The 19,476-nt window shown below is 38.3% G+C and carries 15 protein-coding genes; 7 read left to right on the forward strand and 8 right to left on the reverse strand.

Annotated features, from left to right (window positions below; translation table 11 throughout):
- A partial coding sequence (locus P375_RS04670) for a hypothetical protein (protein WP_245176422.1) occupies nucleotides 1-512 on the reverse strand: 512 nt, incomplete at its 3' end.
- Between the two features lie 202 nt (nucleotides 513-714).
- Between P375_RS04670 and P375_RS04675 the strand changes: the two genes are divergently transcribed.
- The 5 genes from P375_RS04675 (at nucleotide 715) to glgA (ending at nucleotide 11,044) form a co-directional block, all read left to right on the forward strand.
- On the forward strand, nucleotides 715-1,278 hold the full coding sequence (locus P375_RS04675) for a cysteine hydrolase family protein (protein WP_039134914.1): 564 nt from the start codon (nucleotides 715-717) through the stop codon (nucleotides 1,276-1,278).
- A 282-nt stretch (nucleotides 1,279-1,560) separates the two neighbouring features.
- Nucleotides 1,561-6,102 (forward strand): 1,4-alpha-glucan branching protein GlgB, encoded by a 4,542-nt coding sequence (gene glgB, locus P375_RS12975; protein WP_039134917.1) that lies wholly within the window; start codon nucleotides 1,561-1,563, stop codon nucleotides 6,100-6,102.
- Between the two features lie 29 nt (nucleotides 6,103-6,131).
- Nucleotides 6,132-8,165 carry a glycogen debranching protein GlgX gene (glgX, locus tag P375_RS04685; RefSeq protein WP_039134920.1) on the forward strand — a complete coding sequence of 678 codons (2,034 nt, stop codon included), beginning with the start codon at nucleotides 6,132-6,134 and terminating at the stop codon, nucleotides 8,163-8,165.
- Nucleotides 8,166-8,180: 15 nt separating this feature from the next.
- Nucleotides 8,181-9,521, forward strand: a complete 1,341-nt coding sequence (glgC, locus tag P375_RS04690; RefSeq protein WP_039134922.1) for a glucose-1-phosphate adenylyltransferase — start codon at nucleotides 8,181-8,183, stop codon at nucleotides 9,519-9,521.
- A gap of 92 nt (nucleotides 9,522-9,613) precedes the next feature.
- Nucleotides 9,614-11,044, forward strand: a complete 1,431-nt coding sequence (gene glgA, locus P375_RS04695; RefSeq protein WP_039134923.1) for a glycogen synthase GlgA — start codon at nucleotides 9,614-9,616, stop codon at nucleotides 11,042-11,044.
- Between the two features lie 579 nt (nucleotides 11,045-11,623).
- Here the strand turns inward: glgA and P375_RS04700 are convergent.
- The 5 genes from P375_RS04700 to P375_RS04720 all read right to left on the reverse strand — a co-directional run bounded on the left by P375_RS04700 (nucleotide 11,624) and on the right by P375_RS04720 (nucleotide 16,433).
- Nucleotides 11,624-12,514: an IS256 family transposase, variant Zn-binding type gene (locus P375_RS04700; protein ID WP_432430741.1), complete on the reverse strand. Its 891-nt coding sequence runs from the start codon at nucleotides 12,512-12,514 to the stop codon at nucleotides 11,624-11,626.
- 122 nt (nucleotides 12,515-12,636) lie between these two features.
- Nucleotides 12,637-13,986 (reverse strand): glutathione-disulfide reductase, encoded by a 1,350-nt coding sequence (gene gorA / locus P375_RS04705; RefSeq protein WP_039134929.1) that lies wholly within the window; start codon nucleotides 13,984-13,986, stop codon nucleotides 12,637-12,639.
- A gap of 106 nt (nucleotides 13,987-14,092) precedes the next feature.
- A complete protein-coding gene (locus P375_RS04710; RefSeq protein WP_039134932.1) occupies nucleotides 14,093-14,935 on the reverse strand; it encodes a 23S rRNA (adenine(2030)-N(6))-methyltransferase RlmJ in 843 nt (280 codons plus the stop codon).
- Nucleotides 14,936-14,945: 10 nt separating this feature from the next.
- Nucleotides 14,946-15,488, reverse strand: a complete 543-nt coding sequence (locus P375_RS04715) for a methylated-DNA--[protein]-cysteine S-methyltransferase (protein ID WP_039134935.1) — start codon at nucleotides 15,486-15,488, stop codon at nucleotides 14,946-14,948.
- A gap of 57 nt (nucleotides 15,489-15,545) precedes the next feature.
- A complete protein-coding gene (locus P375_RS04720; RefSeq protein ID WP_039134938.1) occupies nucleotides 15,546-16,433 on the reverse strand; it encodes a DMT family transporter in 888 nt (295 codons plus the stop codon).
- A 212-nt stretch (nucleotides 16,434-16,645) separates the two neighbouring features.
- On the opposite strand from P375_RS04720, the gene ruvA reads away from it, so the two are divergent.
- Both ruvA and ruvB read left to right on the forward strand, forming a co-directional pair.
- Nucleotides 16,646-17,254: a Holliday junction branch migration protein RuvA gene (ruvA, locus tag P375_RS04725; protein ID WP_039134941.1), complete on the forward strand. Its 609-nt coding sequence runs from the start codon at nucleotides 16,646-16,648 to the stop codon at nucleotides 17,252-17,254.
- 22 nt (nucleotides 17,255-17,276) lie between these two features.
- A complete protein-coding gene (ruvB, locus tag P375_RS04730) occupies nucleotides 17,277-18,275 on the forward strand; it encodes a Holliday junction branch migration DNA helicase RuvB (protein ID WP_039134943.1) in 999 nt (332 codons plus the stop codon).
- A gap of 178 nt (nucleotides 18,276-18,453) precedes the next feature.
- On the opposite strand, the gene hutZ is transcribed toward ruvB, so the two are convergent.
- Both hutZ and hutX read right to left on the reverse strand, forming a co-directional pair.
- Nucleotides 18,454-18,972, reverse strand: coding sequence for a heme utilization protein HutZ (gene hutZ / locus P375_RS04735; RefSeq protein WP_035687799.1), 519 nt, complete (start codon nucleotides 18,970-18,972; stop codon nucleotides 18,454-18,456).
- Nucleotides 18,966-19,475 carry a heme utilization cystosolic carrier protein HutX gene (gene hutX / locus P375_RS04740; protein ID WP_039134946.1) on the reverse strand — a complete coding sequence of 170 codons (510 nt, stop codon included), beginning with the start codon at nucleotides 19,473-19,475 and terminating at the stop codon, nucleotides 18,966-18,968. The genes hutZ and hutX overlap by 7 nt, the downstream gene beginning before the upstream one ends.
- Nucleotide 19,476: the final 1 nt, after the last annotated feature.

Below are 19,476 nucleotides of genomic sequence, written 5' to 3' on the forward strand. Positions count from 1 at the left end.
ATTAGGGGATTCATCAGGCTGACGTATCCAACCAAAAAGGCAGAAAGAATAAAATAAATATAGACAGCTGACATTACAAGCATAGCATTTATTTTTTGCCTATTGATTATCTGTATAAGGTCTTGCAGTCGAAAAGTAGAAACAGTTTTATTAAAAACGATAGAAGTTGGGATAGACAATAATAGATAAATAATAATTGGGGTGTAGTCTATCTCTTTCATAAAGAGAAACAACACAACTGCAATTGGAGATAATACGGTTGTTAGAACAATAAATAACCTTATTGATCGTACAATATCCTGTGGACAATATTTTTTAACTAAATGCAAAACATACATACCACAAGAGTAGAAAATAGTGATAATAATTGAAAAAAAGACAACATATCCCAAACTTCGAGCAATATTTGAAGTGCCAACTTCTACCAACTCCCAAGAATAACCATAATAATATGCTCTAGCCCAACCACAGACATAAGCAATAGACCAACCTAAACAAATTAAATATGCCATTAAAATGGAAGAATTAATAAGATGATTTAGACTTTTCAAGTTTATTTCTCTTCTTTTATAGTAAATAAAAGTTAGCATTTTAATGGAAAATAGCGGAGAGTCTAGTCAGAGTTGTCTATTTTTTGTATAAAAACACTATAGTATTGAAGTTGAAACACTTATACTAAAACGCGTTTTATCGAAACAGATTAGGAGAACCTCTATGCAAATAGCACCGGCACTATTATTAATTGACTTGCAACAAGGCTTTGATATTCCGAATTATTGGGGAGATGAAAGAAATAACCCGGATGCGGAACAGAAAGCAAGGGAATTATTAACACTTTGGCGTGAGAGAGGTTACCCGATTTTTCATATACAACACTGTTCTCAAATTGCAACTTCTTGTTTAGCGCCTAATCATCCAGGAAATCAATTTAAGGCAATTACTGCGCCGATAAAGGGTGAAACCATCATTCAAAAGCAGGTAAACAGTGCATTTATCGGCACAGATTTAAAACAACAATTAGATCAACGGAAAATTAAACAACTTGTGATTGTTGGATTAACTACCGATCATTGCGTGTCAACCACGACCAGAATGGCAGGTAATTATGGTTATGAAGTCTTTCTTATTTCTGATGCAACCGCCACTTTCAATCGCAGAGGCATTAATGGAGAAAATTTCCCCGCTCAATTAATGCACGACACCGCACTTGCCAGTTTAAACGGTGAATTTGCAACGGTGTTGACGGCAGAGCAGGCAATAAAAAAACTCCTTTCCTGATGAAATTCCATTCATTATTCCTTGAAAAGAAGTGAGTTTATATTCTCACTTCTTTTCAACCCCTTTCATAAAAAATAAGCAAAAAATCAAAAATATTGTGGGCGAGATCATAACTTTGACATATTGCAGTAGGTTTTATACTAAAAAGAGAGTATAAAATACTTATTCGTTTTATCATATTTACTACAGAGCAAACGATTGCTTGTGCTTGATAGGAACGATGCTTGTAGCAGTATGATGAAGTATGTCGTGGAGATACTGTTGTATTTTGTGGAGAATCTCGTGGAATTATCGACTTCTGGTTCCTCTAATGGACTCATTTCAAGAAGATCTCAACTGGAACAGCAAGCTCGTGCTGTTGGTGTTTCGCCTTTCTATTATACGTTGGAAGGACAGAAAATTGATGTTGATGATGCTGTCTTATCTCAATTAATTTCGTGGTTGAAACCTGAGCAAAATAGTGTAGGACAGTTTAAAAATGTCTTTGTGTTAAATGCAGAAACAGTAGAATATTTGGACTGGCAAAAGCTTAATTTTGTAGATGATGAAATACCATACCAGCTTTTAAATGAAAATAATGAAAAAATTGAAAATAGCTGGGACTTTCAGAGTAGAGAATATATTAAGTTTATGCCGTTATCGATGGGGTATTACTATTTGATAACAAATTATGCTCGCTACTGTTTATTGGTTGCACCAGCGAAAATTTATCAGCCAACCTTATTAAGTAATGGTAATAAAGTCAGTGGCTTAAATGTTCAGCTTTATAGTTTACGTTCACCGCGAAATTGGGGAATTGGTGATTTAGCCGATTTAGAGGCAATTGCGGTAGAGTATGCAAAGGATGGTATTGATTTTATTGGGATTAACCCGTTGCATGCACTGTTTCCGGCACATCCTGAATGGGCGAGTCCTTATAGCCCGTCATCTCGCCGATGGTTAAATCCGATTTATTTAGCAGTAGATCTTTTGCCTGAAGCAACTTCAAGCGCGTTTATTACGTGGTTTAATGATGATTCTGTTCAACAACAATTAGCTCAATTACAGGATTGTGCGTGGGTGGATTATTCCGGTGTTTGGCAGTTGAAATTGGCAGCTTTGCGTGTTGCCTATCAAGCATTTAAACGTGAAGGGCAGTTTGCGGCACGTCGTCAAGCATTTTCGCAGTTTGTTGCGCAACAGGGCGAACCGCTATATTTGCACGGTCTTTTTGAAACGTTGGATCGCGCGTTTTCTCAACAGCAAAAAGAGGAAGATGATGATCAACTTTTAGGTTGGTTTGCTTGGGATAAAGCTTATCAAAATCCGAACAGTGAAACAGTGAAGCAGTTCGCCGCAGAGCATAAAACACAGATTGAATTTTATATGTGGCTACAGTGGCTAATGCACGATCAGCTTTCAGCCGTGCGGAAATCAGTAGCGCAATCCGGAGTCAAATTGGGGCTTTATGGTGATCTGGCTGTTGGTGTAGCTCGTGGCGGTTCGGACACTTGGTGTGATCGTCAATTATTCTGCTTGCAGGCTTCTGTCGGTGCACCGCCGGATGAACTCGGCCCGGCAGGGCAGAACTGGCAATTGCCTCCGTTACAACCGCAACAATTACGTGCGTTGGGCTATCAACCCTTGATTAAATTGTGGCGAGCCAATATGCAGAATTACGGTATTTTGCGTATTGATCACGTGATGGCGTTATACCGTTTATGGTGGATTACTTCAGGCAAAAATGCAGCAAACGGTGCATATGTACATTATCCTATCGATGAAATGATGGCAGTGTTGGCGATTGAAAGTCAGCGTTGCCACTGTTTGATTGTCGGTGAAGATTTGGGGATTGTGCCACCGGAAGTGCGTCAATGGTTAGACCGTTATGGTGTTTATTCCTATGCCGTGATGTATTTTAATCGTGGCTACGATGGTTATTTATTGCCGGAACAATATAAAAGAAATGCATTAGCGGTAGTCAGTACTCACGATTTACCTCCATTAAGTGGTTTTTGGCAATCAACAGATATTGAAACGATGTATCAGCTCGGAGTGTTACAACAGGATAAATATGAAAAAGCACTGCAACAACGATCTGATGATAAATTACGCTTTATCCAAACATTAAAACAGGCAAAATTATTGCCAACATTCCCACGGGACTTTTCTTTGACGAATGAACTGAACTTGGCGATACATCAGTTAGGTGCAGTAAGTGAAAGTCAATTATTTGCCTTGCAGCCAGAAAATTTATTAGGAGTTACTTCATCATTCAATATTCCGGGAGTAGCAAAAGCGTATCCGAATTGGCGTTATCGTTTGCCGAATTCATTACTTGATCCGAAAATTATTCAAGAATTACATCGTGATTTACGTCAAATTATTGCTACAAGACAAACCTTGCCGACAGAGGTGGCGGCGGAATGTTATCAAGATAGTCTCAAATTTATTTTATTAGGAAAAAATAGTATGGTTACCCTTGATTATAACCAAATCGAACAGTTATTTAATGCGGTACACGCTGATCCGTTCTCTTTCTTAGGCCCACATATGACAGAGCAGGGGCTAATGATTCGAGCCTTATTGCCGAATGCAAAACAGGTAGAAATTTATAATCGTGATAGAAATCATTGTTTAGCCACAATGAAAGCTGTCGATGAACGTGGATTTTTTGTAGCATTATTGCCACATTCTGAGGTCAATCTGCATTATGTATTTAAAATTCAATATGAAAACAGTGCAGAAGCGATCTATCAGGAAGATCCTTATCGTTTCCCATCTTGCCTGTTTGAACTGGATAATTGGCTGTTAAAAGAGGGAACACATCATCGTCCATATGAAGCGATGGGCGCACATTTAACAGAAAACAGCTATGTTGCGGGCGTAAATTTCAGTGTTTGGGCGCCAAATGCTCGCCGAGTTTCTGTGGTCGGTGATTTTAACCAATGGGATGGTCGTCGTCACGTGATGCGTTTCCACCAAGAGAGTGGTATTTGGGAAATTTTTATTCCTGAAGTGAATGAAGGCAGCTTGTATAAATTTGAAATTTTGGATGCCAACGGTGATTTACGTTTGAAATCAGACCCTTATGCTTTTGCTGCGCAATTACGTCCGGAAACCGCTTCTGTTGTCACAAAATTGCCACCTAAACAACCGTATAATGAAACAAGAGTAAAAGCAAATGCAGTTGATGCACCAATAAGTATTTATGAAGTGCATTTGGGATCTTGGCGACGCAATTTAGAAAATAATTACTGGCTAAGCTATGAGCAAATCGCAGATGAATTGATCCCTTATGTAAAAGAAATGGGTTTCACTCATATTGAATTATTGCCATTATCGGAATTTCCATTTGATGGTTCGTGGGGTTACCAACCGTTAGGATTATATGCTCCAACCAGTCGTTTTGGTGATGCAACAGGATTATGCCATTTCCTTGAAAAAGCACACGAAGCAGGAATTTATGTGTTGTTAGATTGGGTTGTTGGTCATTTTCCAACAGATGATTACGGTTTGCGTAAATTTGATGGCACAGCATTATATGAACACGCTGATCCACGAGAAGGTTATCACCAAGACTGGAATACATTGATTTATAACTTTGGACGTAATGAAGTGCGTAACTATCTAAGTGGTAATGCATTGTATTGGATAGAACGTTACGGTTTTGACGGTTTGCGGGTTGATGCGGTTGCCTCAATGATTTATCGAGATTACAGCCGTGCAAATGGCGAGTGGATTCCGAATCAATATGGTGGGCGTGAAAATTTGGAAGCGATCAATTTTTTACAGCGTACTAATGCGTTATTACAGGATGAACAGCGTGGGGTATTGGCGATTGCGGAAGAGAGTACCGCATTTCCAGGCGTTAGCCACGATACAAAAAGCGGCGGTTTAGGTTTCCAATTTAAGTGGAATATGGGCTGGATGAATGATACGTTGCGTTATATGAAATTAGATCCGATTTATCGTAAGTATCACCATAATTTATTAACATTCGGGATGATGTATCAATATAGCGAACATTTTGTGTTGCCATTATCGCATGATGAAGTGGTCCACGGCAAAGGCTCTTTGTTAAGCAAAATGCCGGGTGATTGCTGGAAACAATTCGCTAATTTACGTGTTTATTACGGTTATATGTGGGGCTTTCCGGGTAAAAAACTGCTCTTTATGGGGAATGAGTTTGCTCAAGGCAGAGAATGGAATTATCAAGAAAGTTTGGATTGGTTCTTGCTCAATGACGAATACGATGGTTGGCATAATGGTGTTCAAAAATGGGTGCGAGATTTAAATCATCTTTATCAACGTTATCCAGCATTGTGGCAGCAGGATCAGCATCCTAATGGTTTTGAATGGTTAGTTGTGGATGATGCGGAACAATCGGTTTTAGTATTTGCTCGTTATGCGAAAAACGGTGATACCGTAGTTGTCGTGTGTAATTTTACTCCTGAAGTTCGTCATAATTACCGTTTTGGTGTGCGTAAAGCAGGATTTTATCGTGAGGTGCTGAATTCCGATGATGCGTCCTATAAAGGTAGCGGTGTGAATAACGGTGAAGGCGTTTGGAGTGAAAAAATCGAAAGCCACGGTAAAGCTAACTCAATCAGCATTGATGTGCCGCCACTAGGTGCAAGTTATTTTGTATTGGAAAATGCAGAGGATGATGAAAATGATGATGCGAAGCTGGCAGAAGCTACAAAAGCACAGCAAGCGGTTACTGTAGCAACCAAGGGAAAAGAAATCCTTTCAGATACTAATAATAGTAAAGTAAGTAAAACGGCTTCCAAAAGAAAACCGGCTAAAAAAGCGAAATCAGTGAAACGAAAAACCAATAAATAATGATTATGTAGCATAGGGATTAAGTGGTTATGGCTCATCATCTTAAACGGTTGAAATCAGGTTCAATTAGAGAATTTGAGATAGAGAAAAAGCAGGTCTTTATTGGTTATGATTATCCGATTGGTTGTCATCGTGCCGAATTTGCTGGCAAAAAAGGCTTTAATTTTGTTTTAGTTGCACCTCACGCTACCAAAGCTTGGCTTTGCCTGTTTGATGAGCATAGCCACGAAACTCGTTATTCAATGTTCAGACAGCAAGATTGCTTTACTCTTTTTGTAGTTGATGTTGACGTAGGGCAGAAATATGGTTTTCGTTTAGAGGGCGATACGGATCTTCCTTATTGTTACAATGTCACTAAATTGTTGATTGATCCCTATAGTCGAGCAGTAGAGGATTTGCCTTCATTGTTCACTTTTGATCAATTAAAGCTATTCCACTGGAATAATCAAGAAAACAATGCTTGGCTTGCACCGAAAAGTGTTATTACTGAAGATGATTTTGATTGGCAAGATGATCAAGCTCCACGAACACCTTGGTCTCAAACTATTATTTATGAATTACACGTTAAAGGATTTTCTAAATTAAATAATGCTATATCTGTAGCATCAAGAGGAACATTTTCGGGGTTAGCTGATGAAGCTAGTTTAGCATATTTGCGAAACTTAGGGGTAACTGCAGTAGAATTATTACCAATAATGTTGCATTTAGATGAACCTCATCTACAGCAAAAACATAAAAGAAACTATTGGGGCTACAATGTGTTGGCACATTTTGCCCCAGATCAAAGGTTATCATCAATAAAAGCTGTATCATTAGAGTTGAAATCTGTAGTAAGAGCCTTGCACCGAATGGGGATTGAAGTGATTTTGGATGTAGTATTTAATCATACAGCGGAAAACGATATTTCCGGACCAACGCTTTGTCAGCGAGGCATTGATAATTACCTTTACTATTGGCATCACCAACAGCAATATGAAAATTGGACTGGTTGTGGAAATAGTTTAAATCTATCAGAACCTCGTGTATTACAGTGGGTAATGGATTGTCTGCGTTATTGGGTCAAAGAATTTCATATTGATGGTTTTCGCTTTGATTTGGCAGCCGTATTGGGTAGAACGCCACAATTCAATGCAAAAGCTGCTTTTTTTACTGCACTACAACAAGATCCTGTTTTAGCAAATTGTAAGCTGATCGCTGAACCTTGGGATATTGGTTCAGGTGGTTATCAATTAGGATCTTTCCCTGATTTTTTTGCTGAATGGAATGATCGTTTCCGTGGTGATATTCGCCGTTTCTGGTTAAGAGATAGTCAACAGCTTGGTGTATTAGCACAACGCTTTGCCGGTAGTGCGGACACTTTTCAACATCAATATCGTTCTCCTCATTGTTCAATAAATTTTGTTACCGCACATGATGGCTTTAATTTACAGGATTTGGTCAGTTATAACGAAAAGCATAATTGGGATAACGGCGAAGATAATCGTGATGGAGATAATCATAATTTTTCTTTTAATCACGGTGTAGAGGGAGAAACTGACGATATTGATATTAAACAACAACGTATATTCAGTAAAAAAGCATTGTTGGCAACAGAGTTATTGGCATTAGGAACGCCTATGTTATTGGCAGGAGATGAAATTGGTCATAGCCAGCAGGGCAATAATAATTGTTATTGTCAAGATAATGAATTGACGTGGTTAAATTGGCAAGAAACAGATACAGAATTGCAACAATATGTGGTAGATCTCATCGCTTTACGTAAAGAAATGGCGATAACCGGTATTTATGATGATTGGTGGAATACCGAAAATGCACAATGGTTTACCCCTCAGGGCGAACCGATGCAAACACAAGATTGGCAACAGGGACGAGCCTTAGCGTTGTTATTACAAGGAAAGTATCTATTACTTTTTAATGCTAATCGTGGTGAGCAAATTTTTCAGCTTCCAGCCGGAATTTGGCAGAAACGGTTTGGCGAGGGTCTCAGGATCGAACAATCTCAAGCGATTGTGGCACATCTGGGAGTTGTTATTTTAATGCAATCACTTATTGAAAAACGATAACCACAGGAGAATATTATGAGCGCAGCAACAGCCACTACAACGAAAAACGCTATCCCAACGCGTGAAAGCATTGCCAATGATACGTTAGTTCTTATTTTAGCTGGAGGACGAGGTTCTCGTTTGCACGAAATGACCGATCGTCGAGCGAAACCTGCTGTTTACTTTGGAGGGGCACATCGTATTATTGACTTTGCCTTATCTAATTGTCTTAATTCAGGTTTATTAAAAATTGGGGTAATTACGCAATACGAAGCACATTCGTTATTACGTCATTTACAACACGGTTGGTCATTTTTACCGCGAGAACGAGGACATTTTGTGGATATGTTGCCGGCTCGTCAACAATTAAATGATTCTACTTGGTATCGAGGTACGGCGGATGCGGTATGGCAAAACGTTCCTATTATGAAAGATCATTATCATCCTAAATATGTGCTTATTCTTGCCGGCGACCATATTTATAAGATGGATTATATGCGTATGATTGAAGATCATATTGAATTCGGTGGTAAGGCAACTGTAGGTTGTATTGAAGTGCCGAAAGAGGATGCAAAGGCATTTGGTGTGATGGCAGTTAATGAAAAATTAAAAGTAGAACAATTTGTGGAAAAACCGGCAAATCCGCCAACATTACCACATAAACCTGATTCATCTTTGGCATCAATGGGAATTTATGTTTTTGATGCTGATTATCTGTATGATATTTTGGCACGTGAAGCTAGTTACGAAAATACCTCTCACGATTTCGGTAAAGATATTATTCCGGCGATGGTGAAAGAAGGATTGCTTTATGCCCATCCGTTTGAACGTTCAAGCAAAGGTAGAAATACACAAGGTTTGATCTATTGGCGTGATGTAGGTACTTTGGAAAGTTACTGGTCGGCAAATATTGATTTAGTCAGTGAAAAACCTCAACTGGATATGTTTGACAGTAGCTGGCCGATTCGTACTGTACCTAAACAAACGCTACCAACAAAGTTCTTCTATAAACATCCACATAAACAAACTATTGATAATTCACTTATCGGGGGTAGTAGTGTAATTACTGATGCGGAAATCAGTAATTCGGTGCTGTTTGACCACGTTAGGGTAGACGAGGGATCAAAAATTGAATATGCAGTTATTTTGCCTCAAGTAAAAATTGGCAAAAACTGCGTATTACGTCGTTGTATTATTGATCGTAATTGCCACATTCCGGATGGTATGAAAATTGGTGTAGATCTTGAATTGGATCGTCAACGTTTTAGGATAAGTAGTAAAGGGGATATTGTATTGGTAACAGAGCCAATGCTGGAAAAACTTTTTGATCAAGAAGAATCAGCGATTGATGCAACAAAAACAGATAAAGAAGAGTAATCTGTTATTCCTGTCTTAATAAATATCCGCTTTTTATTGATAGCAGAATCTAAAAAGCGGATATTTTACTTAAAAAAATTAAGGTTAAATCAATGAAAGTACTTCATATTTGTTCTGAATTATACCCATTAATTAAAACTGGCGGTTTAGCTGATGTAATGGGTGCATTACCATTTGCACAACAAGCGGAAGGTATGAATGTTAGGGTCGTTTTACCAATGTATCCGGCGGTAGCAGAAAAACTTCCGCAACATCAACATTCATTACATTTATTCAGTTTTGCCGGACATATTGAAATTCGTTTTGCAGAATATAAAGGCATTGGCATTTATTTAATTAATGCACCACATCTATTTGATCGCGGTGGTAATCCATATCATAACGAATATTATCAGGATTATTCCGATAACTATTTACGCTTTGCAACGCTTGGTTGGGTAGGAGCTTCCTTAGCCGCTGGAGCAGATCAGTGGTGGGGCGAGGCGGATGTTATGCATATGCACGATTGGCAAGCTGGTTTGGCAGCAGCTTATGCTACTGCTTGGCAATTACCATTGAAGAAAATTTTTACCATCCATAATTTAGCTTATGCAGGTATGTTTAATGCCCGTCATATGGCGGAATTACAGCTGCCATATCACTTTTTCCACGTTGATGGTTTGGAGTTTTACGGACAAATTTCTTATCTTAAATCTGGTTTGTATTATGCCGATGAAATTACAGCAGTAAGTCCAACTTATGCTAAAGAGATTACCGATCCTAGTATGGCATACGGTTTTGATGGTTTATTGCAAACTCGAGCAGCCCAAAATCGCTTACACGGTATCTTAAATGGTGTTGACGATCAAGTTTGGAATCCTGCAACAGATAACTACATTGCTAAAACCTATAAACACGGCAAAATGCAAGGTAAGAAAAAAGACAAACAGGTATTGCAGGCAGAATTCGGTTTAACAGAAACAGAAACTGTACCCTTGTTAGTAATGGTTACTCGTTTAGTGGAACAAAAAGGTGCAGATTTGGTGATTAATGCTGCAGAAGCATTGATAAATCGTGGTGTGCAATTGGCTGTGTTAGGAACAGGTGCACCACATTTTGAAGAAACTTTACGTCAATTAGCAGCGAAATACCCACAACAAATTGGTGTAAAGATTGCATATAACGAAGCCCTTTCTCACCAAATGGTGGCTGGTGGTGATGTTATTTTAGTACCTAGCCGTTTTGAACCTTGCGGTTTAACACAATTATACGGCTTAAAATATGGTACTTTGCCACTAGTGCGTGCGACCGGTGGATTAGCTGATACGGTAGTAGACACCACACCGGAAACACAAAAACAAAAAATCGCAACTGGTTTTGTGTTCCAATTTGCAGATGTGGAGGGTTTTCTTTATGCTATTGATCAAATGTTGTCTATTTGGCAAAAACCACGACAATGGAGTTTAATACGTTCTACTGCGATGAGCCAAGATTTCAGTTGGCAAAAAGCAGCAAAAAGTTATTTTGAATTGTATAATAAATAATTGATCGAAACTAAAAAAGCATTTCCAATGAGTGATCTGCACCCTAAAGTTAGTCTCATTATCCAACACATAGGGTGCAGATTTTTATGACTGAATATAGCCGAATTTGTAAGTAGCAAGTCGTTGATTGCTATTTTCAACACTACGAAAGCCTTTTTATTCACCTATCTTACGTTTGCCGTTTCTAGACTAACATTGATTGCTCAATTCAACATTCCAAAACAGAGAAGTAACATCTGACTAAATCTGTTTATATTTCGATATTGAAGGATTACAACTACAACCTAAAAGACGGACTGCAATGAAAAAATACAGATTCAGTCCTTAAAATTGTAGTTTAACTTTTCGGAATAAATCAGTAGAATGCTTTTTATATCGAAAAATTAACAACTCTAAATTCAATAATAAAGAGCAAACCTGATTATCAAAAAGTGTATTTTTGGAAGGAATTATTCATTTTTGGATATACTGTAAATTAATGTAGCATTAACTTTGGCATAGTAGACAAAAGTGTTGGTTTTTCTGCAAACTATGCCTCTAATGGACAAAAGTGTTGGTTTTAATTATTTCCCCTAATTATTACCAACTCTTTTTATTTAAAAAATCCTTTATAAACATAATCTTATGCTTTTTCGTTAATCCGTTATGAATAGATAATTTTTGCTTCAGTTCTTTAAATAACCCTTCCAACCGATTCGTTGTTTTTTCTATATTCAAGTGTGTATATTCTTCAAAGGTGAATAAATATTTCATATAGTATTTTAAACTAGCATAAGCCCCTCTTACATTACGATGTTTATAAGGAAAATAGCCTTTCTCATTGGGATATTCAGCGCGTTCATCTAAAAATTCTTTATGTTTTAAATACCATTGATGTAATCTCAAATAAAATTCATTTTTATGGCTTTCTTTTAATGTTTTAACAATAATTTTTAATTCTTTACCCGCTTGTGATTGATGTTTTTTTCTTAATTTTCTCATTACAATTGCAACCATATGAAAATGACACATTTGGATTGGGGTATTAAATAAATCCTTTAACAGCCCTCTACGTCCATCATTTGTAATAGATTGAATTCTATAGCCTTTTTCGCGAAGTATGTTCAAGGCGAGCTTATAATAGAGGTCTTTTTCTGTTTTTACGACACGATGATAAACGGCTTTTTTAGATAAGGTATCCATTAAAACTAATACACCAAAGTCACGACCAAAGAAAGTCACGTCTGCAATAATATTTAGATAGGTTTGTTGTAAAGGAGTTAATTTAGCTTTAGGGGATTTTTCAATATAACGCTGAATAGTTCTAATGGAACAGTGATATTTTTCGGCTAATTGTTTATAGGTTTGTTTTCCTATTGTGTAATCAGTCCAAATATCTATTGGATTTAATTTATTTGTGGAAGAAAAGGTTTTATGACAGGATGAACAAAAGTATCTCTGAATATTATTTTTCTTTCCATACTTTTGGATATTGTTCTTAAGGCAAAAAGGACAGTTTTTTGTTCATATTTCAAAAAGTGGGCTTAAAGCCTTGTACTATAAGGCTTTAGCCCACTTTTTACCAACACTTTTGTCTACTATGCCACAAAAAATTAACGCATTGTCACAAATTCTTCCGAACCTGTCGGGTGAATTGCCACTGTATTATCAAAATCTTTTTTAGTTGCCCCCATTTTAATAGCAACAGCAAAACCTTGAATCATTTCATCTACGCCAAAACCAATACCGTGCAAACCAACAATTTTTTCTTCTGAGCCGATGCAAACTAATTTCATTCGGCAAGGTTGGCGGTGTTGCGTTACAGCGGTATACATAGAAGTAAAGGTTGATTTGTACACTTTCACATTTTCTGCGCCATATAGTTCAATGGCTTGTGGCTCGGTCAATCCTACCGTGCCGATTGGTGGGTGACTGAAAACCACAGTTGGGATTAAGTTATAATCTAAATGTTCAGTCGGTTTATTATTGAACAAACGTTCAGATAAACGGCGACCGGCTGCTACGGCAACAGGCGTTAATTCGACCGCACCGGTATTATCTCCCACTGCATAAATCCCTTGCACATTGGTATTTTGATATTTATCAACTTCAATAAAACCTTTGCTGTTAGTTTTCACTCCAGCTGCTGCCAAATTTAGCTTATCTGTCATAGGTACACGACCAATCGCCCAAACAAGGCAATCTACGGTTTGTGAGCGTCCATCTTCTAAAAAGAGTGTGAGTGAGCCGTCATCATTTTTCACCACTTTTTGTGGAATAGCTTGAGTATGTAGAGTTGGACCTTCGTTATTAATAGTTTCTACTAAAGTTTCAACAATTAACGGATCAAAATTACGCAACGGTGCGTGTTTACGCACAAATAGATGGGTTTCAACACCTAAGCTATGTAAAACACCCGCCAATTCCGCTGCAATATAACCTGCACCAACTACAGCAATACGTTTTGGCAACGATGTCAATGCAAATACGCCATCAGAATCAATACCGTATTCCGCTCCTTCAATATTTGGATGGCTTGGACGACCGCCTGTTGCGATAAGAATATGTTTTGCTCTGATTAATTCGCCATTGACTTCAACAGTATGCGCATCAACAAATTTTGCAAAACCGCGAATAATATCAACTTTGTTATTTCCGAGAACACGCTCATAGGATTGATGAATACGATCAATATAGGCTTCACGGCTTTCACGTAATTTTGCAAAATCAAATTGGTTAACAGTCACATCAAAACCATAATCCGGCGCATAGAGATTAATTGCTTCAGCAATTTGCGCACCGTACCACATTACTTTTTTCGGCACACAACCCACATTTACACAAGTACCACCAAGATATTTGGCCTCAATAATAGCACATTTTTGACCATAGCTCGCAGCACGGTTAATCGAAGCGATACCACCGCTACCACCGCCAATAGCAATATAATCATATTCTCTCATTTTTGTTCTCCCATTAAATTTAAACTGTAATGTCGTTTATTTTGACGAAATTAAATAAAATAAGCCAACTGTTAACATAAATTGGTTTAATTGGTAATAGCAATATTTATTCCGGCGAAATCCAATGTAGCTCCCAATATCCGGTACCTTCCGGAGCTAAAACGTTAACTAAATAAGGCAAAATGGCTTTCATTTGTGCTTCTAATTTCCAAGGCGGATTAATCACGATCATTCCGCTTGCCGTCATTCCTCGTTGTGCGGTATCAGGACGAATTCCCAATTCAACTTGTAGGATTTTACGGATCTTAGTCTGTTCTAAAGCACGTACCATTTTCTTAATTTGTTGACGTAAAACAAACGGATACCAAATGGCGTATGTGCCGGTAGCAAAACGTTTATAGCCCTCAACAATGGCATCCACTACAAGCTGATAATCCTCTTTTAATTCATATGGCGGATCGATCAGAATAAATCCACGCCGTTCTTTTGGCGGCAAGACTGCCTTCAACTGCTGAAAACCGTCATCACGTTTAACCTGTACATTTTTATAAGGCTGCATATTTTTGCGTAATAACGGATAATCGCTCGGATGTAATTCCGTTAAAATGGCTCTGTCTTGCGGACGCAATAAATTTGCCGCCAATAGCGGGGAACCGGGATAAAAACGAAGTTTTTGTTGGGAATTTACTTTCGCAACTTGATCCAGATAATATTTCACCGTTTCGGGAAGATCTTGGCGTTGCCATAAATAACCGATGCCTTGCTCAAATTCCGCTGTTTTTTCTGCTTCAAAACTTTGCAATGAATAAAGACCAGCGCCGGCGTGCGTATCTAAATAGAGAAAACCTTTCTCTTTTTGCTGTAACGCATCAATAATTAAAAGTTGCACAATATGTTTCAGCACATCGGCAAAATTGCCAGCATGAAAACTGTGGCGATAACTTAACATAAATTTCCTCTTATTTTTCTAATTGATGCCAATGTTTCGGATTGACAAATTCAATGCCTTTATCAACAAAAGCGATGTTTTCGTGTTGTAACAAATAGCGTTTTGCCGGCAATCCGCCACCAAAACCGGTGAGCTGCTGTTGTTTGCCGAGAATACGATGACAAGGCACAATAATGCTGATAGGATTTCTACCAACAGCACCACCGACCGCACGCACGGCTTTTGGTTTTCTTATTTGATTAGCAATATCAGCATAACTAGCAGTTTGACCAAAAGGGATTTTTAATAATGCAAGCCAAACTGCACGTTGAAATTCCGTACCAATTAAATGTAATGGCAGATCAGAAAATTCTGTTCTTTGTCCAGCGAAATATTGTATTAAAGCGTTTTTTGTTTGTTGCAACACCGGATGTTGATCATCATAACGCCAATTTTGCTGTGTCTGTATCTGTTCGCGTTCAAACAATACACTAATTAAATGTTGTTCTTGAGCAAAAAGCTGTAAATTGCCAATCGGAGAAGACATTGTCAGCCAATAAATATGATCTACCATTTGATTAATCCTTTTTAAAAGCTCGCTATTGTATTGGAAGCAGTTGAAATAGAAAAGTTAATAATTTTTACGGCGAATAAACGCGATTAAATTTTTAATTCGATAAATCAATAAGGCGGCGAGGATTAATACGCTACCAGCCAATTTTAATGCTGTTAATTGTTCATCAAGCCACCAAACGCTCATTATCATTGTCCACACCGGTTCAAGCAACATAATAATAGAAGCGTTAGCAATATTGCAGTAACGTTGCCCGATTGTTTGCAACATATAACGGAAATTGGTACCGATTAGCACGCTAATGGTTAGCCACATAATTGCTGAAGTCGGCACTTCACTTTTCCACGGTTCAACTATTAATGAGTAACTAAGGCAAAGCACACCAACGACAGAAAGTTGCAATGTAGTTAAAGCTAAAGCCGGAATCGATTTTGAATATTGATTGTGTAAAACAAAATAACTTGCTGAGAATAGCGAGGCAAGTAAATAGAATAGACTGTCAGTCGAAAAATGCAATTCACCTTTAGAAATCGCCAATAAATAAACACCGGAAAGTGCAATCGGCAAAGCAATCCAAAATGAGCGTAACGGTTTATTATGAAACACCAACCAAGAAATCAATGGTGCGATTAACATTGAAATGCTCATCAAAAAAGCTCCCTCACCAAGATTATTGCTATAAGTAATAGCAATAATCCAAGTTGCCATAAAAGCAGCGAATAACAGCCCGGTGGAGCTGGCACGCATTACTTCGATTCGAGTTAAACGTTTAAATTGTGGATAGGCAAATGGCAAGAATAACAAAGCAGCAGAGAAAAAACGCAATCCAATAAAACCGACAGGCGGAAAGCCGACTAAAGCATACTTTGAGAAAAACCATCCCAAAGCTGCCAAAATGGATACAAAAAACAGAATAATTTCACCAATGCCATCTTTTTTTGCCATAAACTTCTTTCTTCTTATAAGGAATAATGTTTCTATTATGAGCATTCAAGAAAAGAGTGTAAAACTTTTTTCAAGTCAATCACAGATAATGAGATAATAAATTAGGAAAATTTTCCAATTAACTGGATATTTATACAGTTTAAAGGTATGCTAACGAACAAATTTTTATAGGGCAGCGCTAGTCTGCTCTATGAAGACAAAATGAGGTAATTATGATTGGGCATTTACGCGGTATTCTATTGGAAAAATCACCACCAGAAATCTTATTAGAGGTGAACGGTATAGGTTATGAAGTTTTATTACCAATGACCAGTTTTTATCATTTACCGGAAGTTAATATGGAAACATCCATTTATACGCATTTAGTAGTGAGAGAAGATGCTCACCTCTTATTCGGTTTCTACCATAAACAGGATCGCACACTATTTAGAGAATTAATCAAAACCAATGGCGTAGGTCCTAAATTAGCCTTAGCTATTTTATCGGCAATGTCGGTGAATGAATTTTCTTATGCGATAGAACATGAAGAATTGTCGAAATTGGTGAAGATTCCCGGTGTAGGAAAGAAAACTGCCGAGCGTTTGATTGTTGAACTGAAAGGCAAATTTAAATCATATCAGCACGATGATTTCTTTATTGAACAGAATTCAACACAAAATAAATTTGAAATAGATAAAGTTTCAGCAACAGATGATGCCATTTCTGCATTAGTTGCTTTAGGTTATAAACCAGCAGAAGCAGAAAAAATGGTGAAACGTGTGGCAAAACCGGAATGGGATAGCGAACAGTTGATTCGTGAAGCCTTGAAGAATGCCTTATAACAATACATAGAAGCAAAGAGATATGATTGAAGCAGACCGTATTATCAGCCCTACAGCAAAAGCGGAAGAAGAATATATCGACCGCGCAATTCGTCCAAAATTATTGCAAGATTATGTTGGACAGCCACACGTTCGGGAACAGATGGATATTTTTATCAAAGCGGCAAAAATGCGTAATGATGCACTTGATCATCTATTGATTTTTGGCCCTCCCGGTTTGGGAAAAACGACATTAGCCAATATTGTCGCCAATGAAATGGGGGTGAATATTCGCACCACTTCCGGCCCAGTGTTAGAAAAAGCCGGTGATTTGGCAGCAATGTTGACCAATTTAGAACCTTATGATGTGCTGTTTATTGATGAGATTCATCGTTTATCACCGGCAATCGAGGAAGTGTTGTATCCGGCAATGGAAGATTATCAGCTGGATATTATGATTGGTGAAGGGCCAGCAGCACGGTCGATTAAATTGGATTTGCCTCCGTTTACTTTGGTTGGCGCAACGACTCGTGCTGGATCATTGACTTCGCCATTGCGAGATCGCTTTGGCATTGTGCAACGCTTGGAATTTTATTCCATTGAAGATTTAACCTCCATTGTGGTGCGTAGCGCAAATTGTCTTAATCTCCAGATTGATGAGCAAGCGGCACACGAAATTGCACGCCGTTCACGCGGCACACCTCGAATCGTGAATCGATTATTGCGTCGTGTGCGAGATTATGCCGATGTAAAAAATGACGGTTTTATTTCGGTAGAGATTGCTAAATTGGCATTAACGATGTTGGATATTGATTCAGAAGGCTTTGACTTTATGGATCGTAAATTGTTAATGGCGATTATTGAGCGTTTTGACGGGGGACCGGTCGGTTTGGATAATTTAGCGGCGGCAATTGGTGAAGAGAAAGAAACAATAGAAGATGTTTTGGAACCTTATTTAATTCAACAAGGCTTCTTACAACGTACTCCACGAGGAAGAATCGCCACATTGCATACTTATCGACATTTTGGAGTAAGTAAATAAAATCTATTATCAATATAAGCTTTGCTATGTTTAAGGAGTCTATGTGTAGTAATGTAGTGTCCAAACAAAAGCCGATGAAATGAACCATCGACCTCATAAATGTTTAGATTAACGAACGTCTTATGAAATTTATTTTGACGAGGAATTGCATTTGGCTCGACAATTTAAGCCTCAAAAACTACGACTCCTCAATATGCCCCTGATCTAAATGCACAATATCAATTTCATTATTGGCATCAACTTGGAAGGCTTGTCCAAATCCTTTTACAAATAGCCCTTGTTTCGGAATAAGGTGGAAGAGAGAGAAATCTTGCATTTTCACCAATTCCTTCATTAGATTGCCGTGGCGTTGTTGCAACAATCCTGTGCCAAGTTCCCATTCTGGGGTGCTTCGCGGTACTTCAATCACTTCCGCCTCCGCAGTTAAGCGGTGGCGGGCGAAAATTTGGCGGCTGGATTGCTCGTCTTCAATCAACATTAAAGACACCTTGCCATTTTGTTTCAAATTGCGGGCGTGCTTGGCGATGGTGGAAATAAAAATGTAGTAGCCTTTTTCGCTTTCCGCAAAAGGGGCGTAGCTCGCGTTCGGCATTCCCACTTCATCAACGGTGGCTAGTAACAGGGTCTTACATTGTTGTTTTAATTCTTCAATTTCGGGTTTTAAGCGGTGATTTAAACGCTGTTGGCGATCTAGCATAAAATTTCCTTATTTTTCAGTTGGTTAAATTTTTCTACTTGATGAGGGAAAAGCTGGCGTTGCGTATCTCTGCCGAGATAAATTTTAAATAGTATATTGTCATCTTCGGTAATAAAGGCGATGGCATAGCTTTCTTTGCCGCGAAATGGCTTGCTGATAAGGGCAATGTCTTTTACGCGGTCTAATTTGAGATGCCCGTGCAAGGCGATATCTGGCTGTTTATCCATATTCAGATTGAAATAGCCGTAGCCTGTTTTACCCTGTGGGAAAACGCCCGACACTTCAAAGATCGAACCCGCTTTTTCGATTATTGTAACCACCTCGCCCCAAGTGTGGATTTCCGCAAGCAGGGCTTCCACTTGCCCCGTAAAGAAAGACACAAAGTGCGGTGGTAAATTTTTGAGAATTTTTCCTTCAGGAAGTTGGAATTTCTCTGCTAAATCAAGGGTGTGTAGCTCAGGCTGAGCCTCCAACGCCTGAGCAATCTGTTGTTGTAATGTCATA

Source organism: Gallibacterium genomosp. 2 (assembly GCF_000771895.1).
Classification (GTDB): domain Bacteria; phylum Pseudomonadota; class Gammaproteobacteria; order Enterobacterales; family Pasteurellaceae; genus Gallibacterium.

Bases quoted from the DNA above. Each gene is read 5' to 3' on its own strand.
- glgX (WP_039134920.1), top strand. From the start codon at position 6,132: ATGGCTCATCATCTTAAACGGTTGAAATCAGGTTCAATTAGAGAATTT.
- hutX (WP_039134946.1), bottom strand. From the start codon at position 19,475: ATGACATTACAACAACAGATTGCTCAGGCGTTGGAGGCTCAGCCTGAG.
- glgA (WP_039134923.1), top strand. From the start codon at position 9,614: ATGAAAGTACTTCATATTTGTTCTGAATTATACCCATTAATTAAAACT.
- P375_RS04675 (WP_039134914.1), top strand. From the start codon at position 715: ATGCAAATAGCACCGGCACTATTATTAATTGACTTGCAACAAGGCTTT.
- P375_RS04710 (WP_039134932.1), bottom strand. From the start codon at position 14,935: ATGTTAAGTTATCGCCACAGTTTTCATGCTGGCAATTTTGCCGATGTG.
- gorA (WP_039134929.1), bottom strand. From the start codon at position 13,986: ATGAGAGAATATGATTATATTGCTATTGGCGGTGGTAGCGGTGGTATC.
- ruvB (WP_039134943.1), top strand. From the start codon at position 17,277: ATGATTGAAGCAGACCGTATTATCAGCCCTACAGCAAAAGCGGAAGAA.
- hutZ (WP_035687799.1), bottom strand. From the start codon at position 18,972: ATGCTAGATCGCCAACAGCGTTTAAATCACCGCTTAAAACCCGAAATT.
- glgC (WP_039134922.1), top strand. From the start codon at position 8,181: ATGAGCGCAGCAACAGCCACTACAACGAAAAACGCTATCCCAACGCGT.
- ruvA (WP_039134941.1), top strand. From the start codon at position 16,646: ATGATTGGGCATTTACGCGGTATTCTATTGGAAAAATCACCACCAGAA.
- P375_RS04715 (WP_039134935.1), bottom strand. From the start codon at position 15,488: ATGGTAGATCATATTTATTGGCTGACAATGTCTTCTCCGATTGGCAAT.
- P375_RS04720 (WP_039134938.1), bottom strand. From the start codon at position 16,433: ATGGCAAAAAAAGATGGCATTGGTGAAATTATTCTGTTTTTTGTATCC.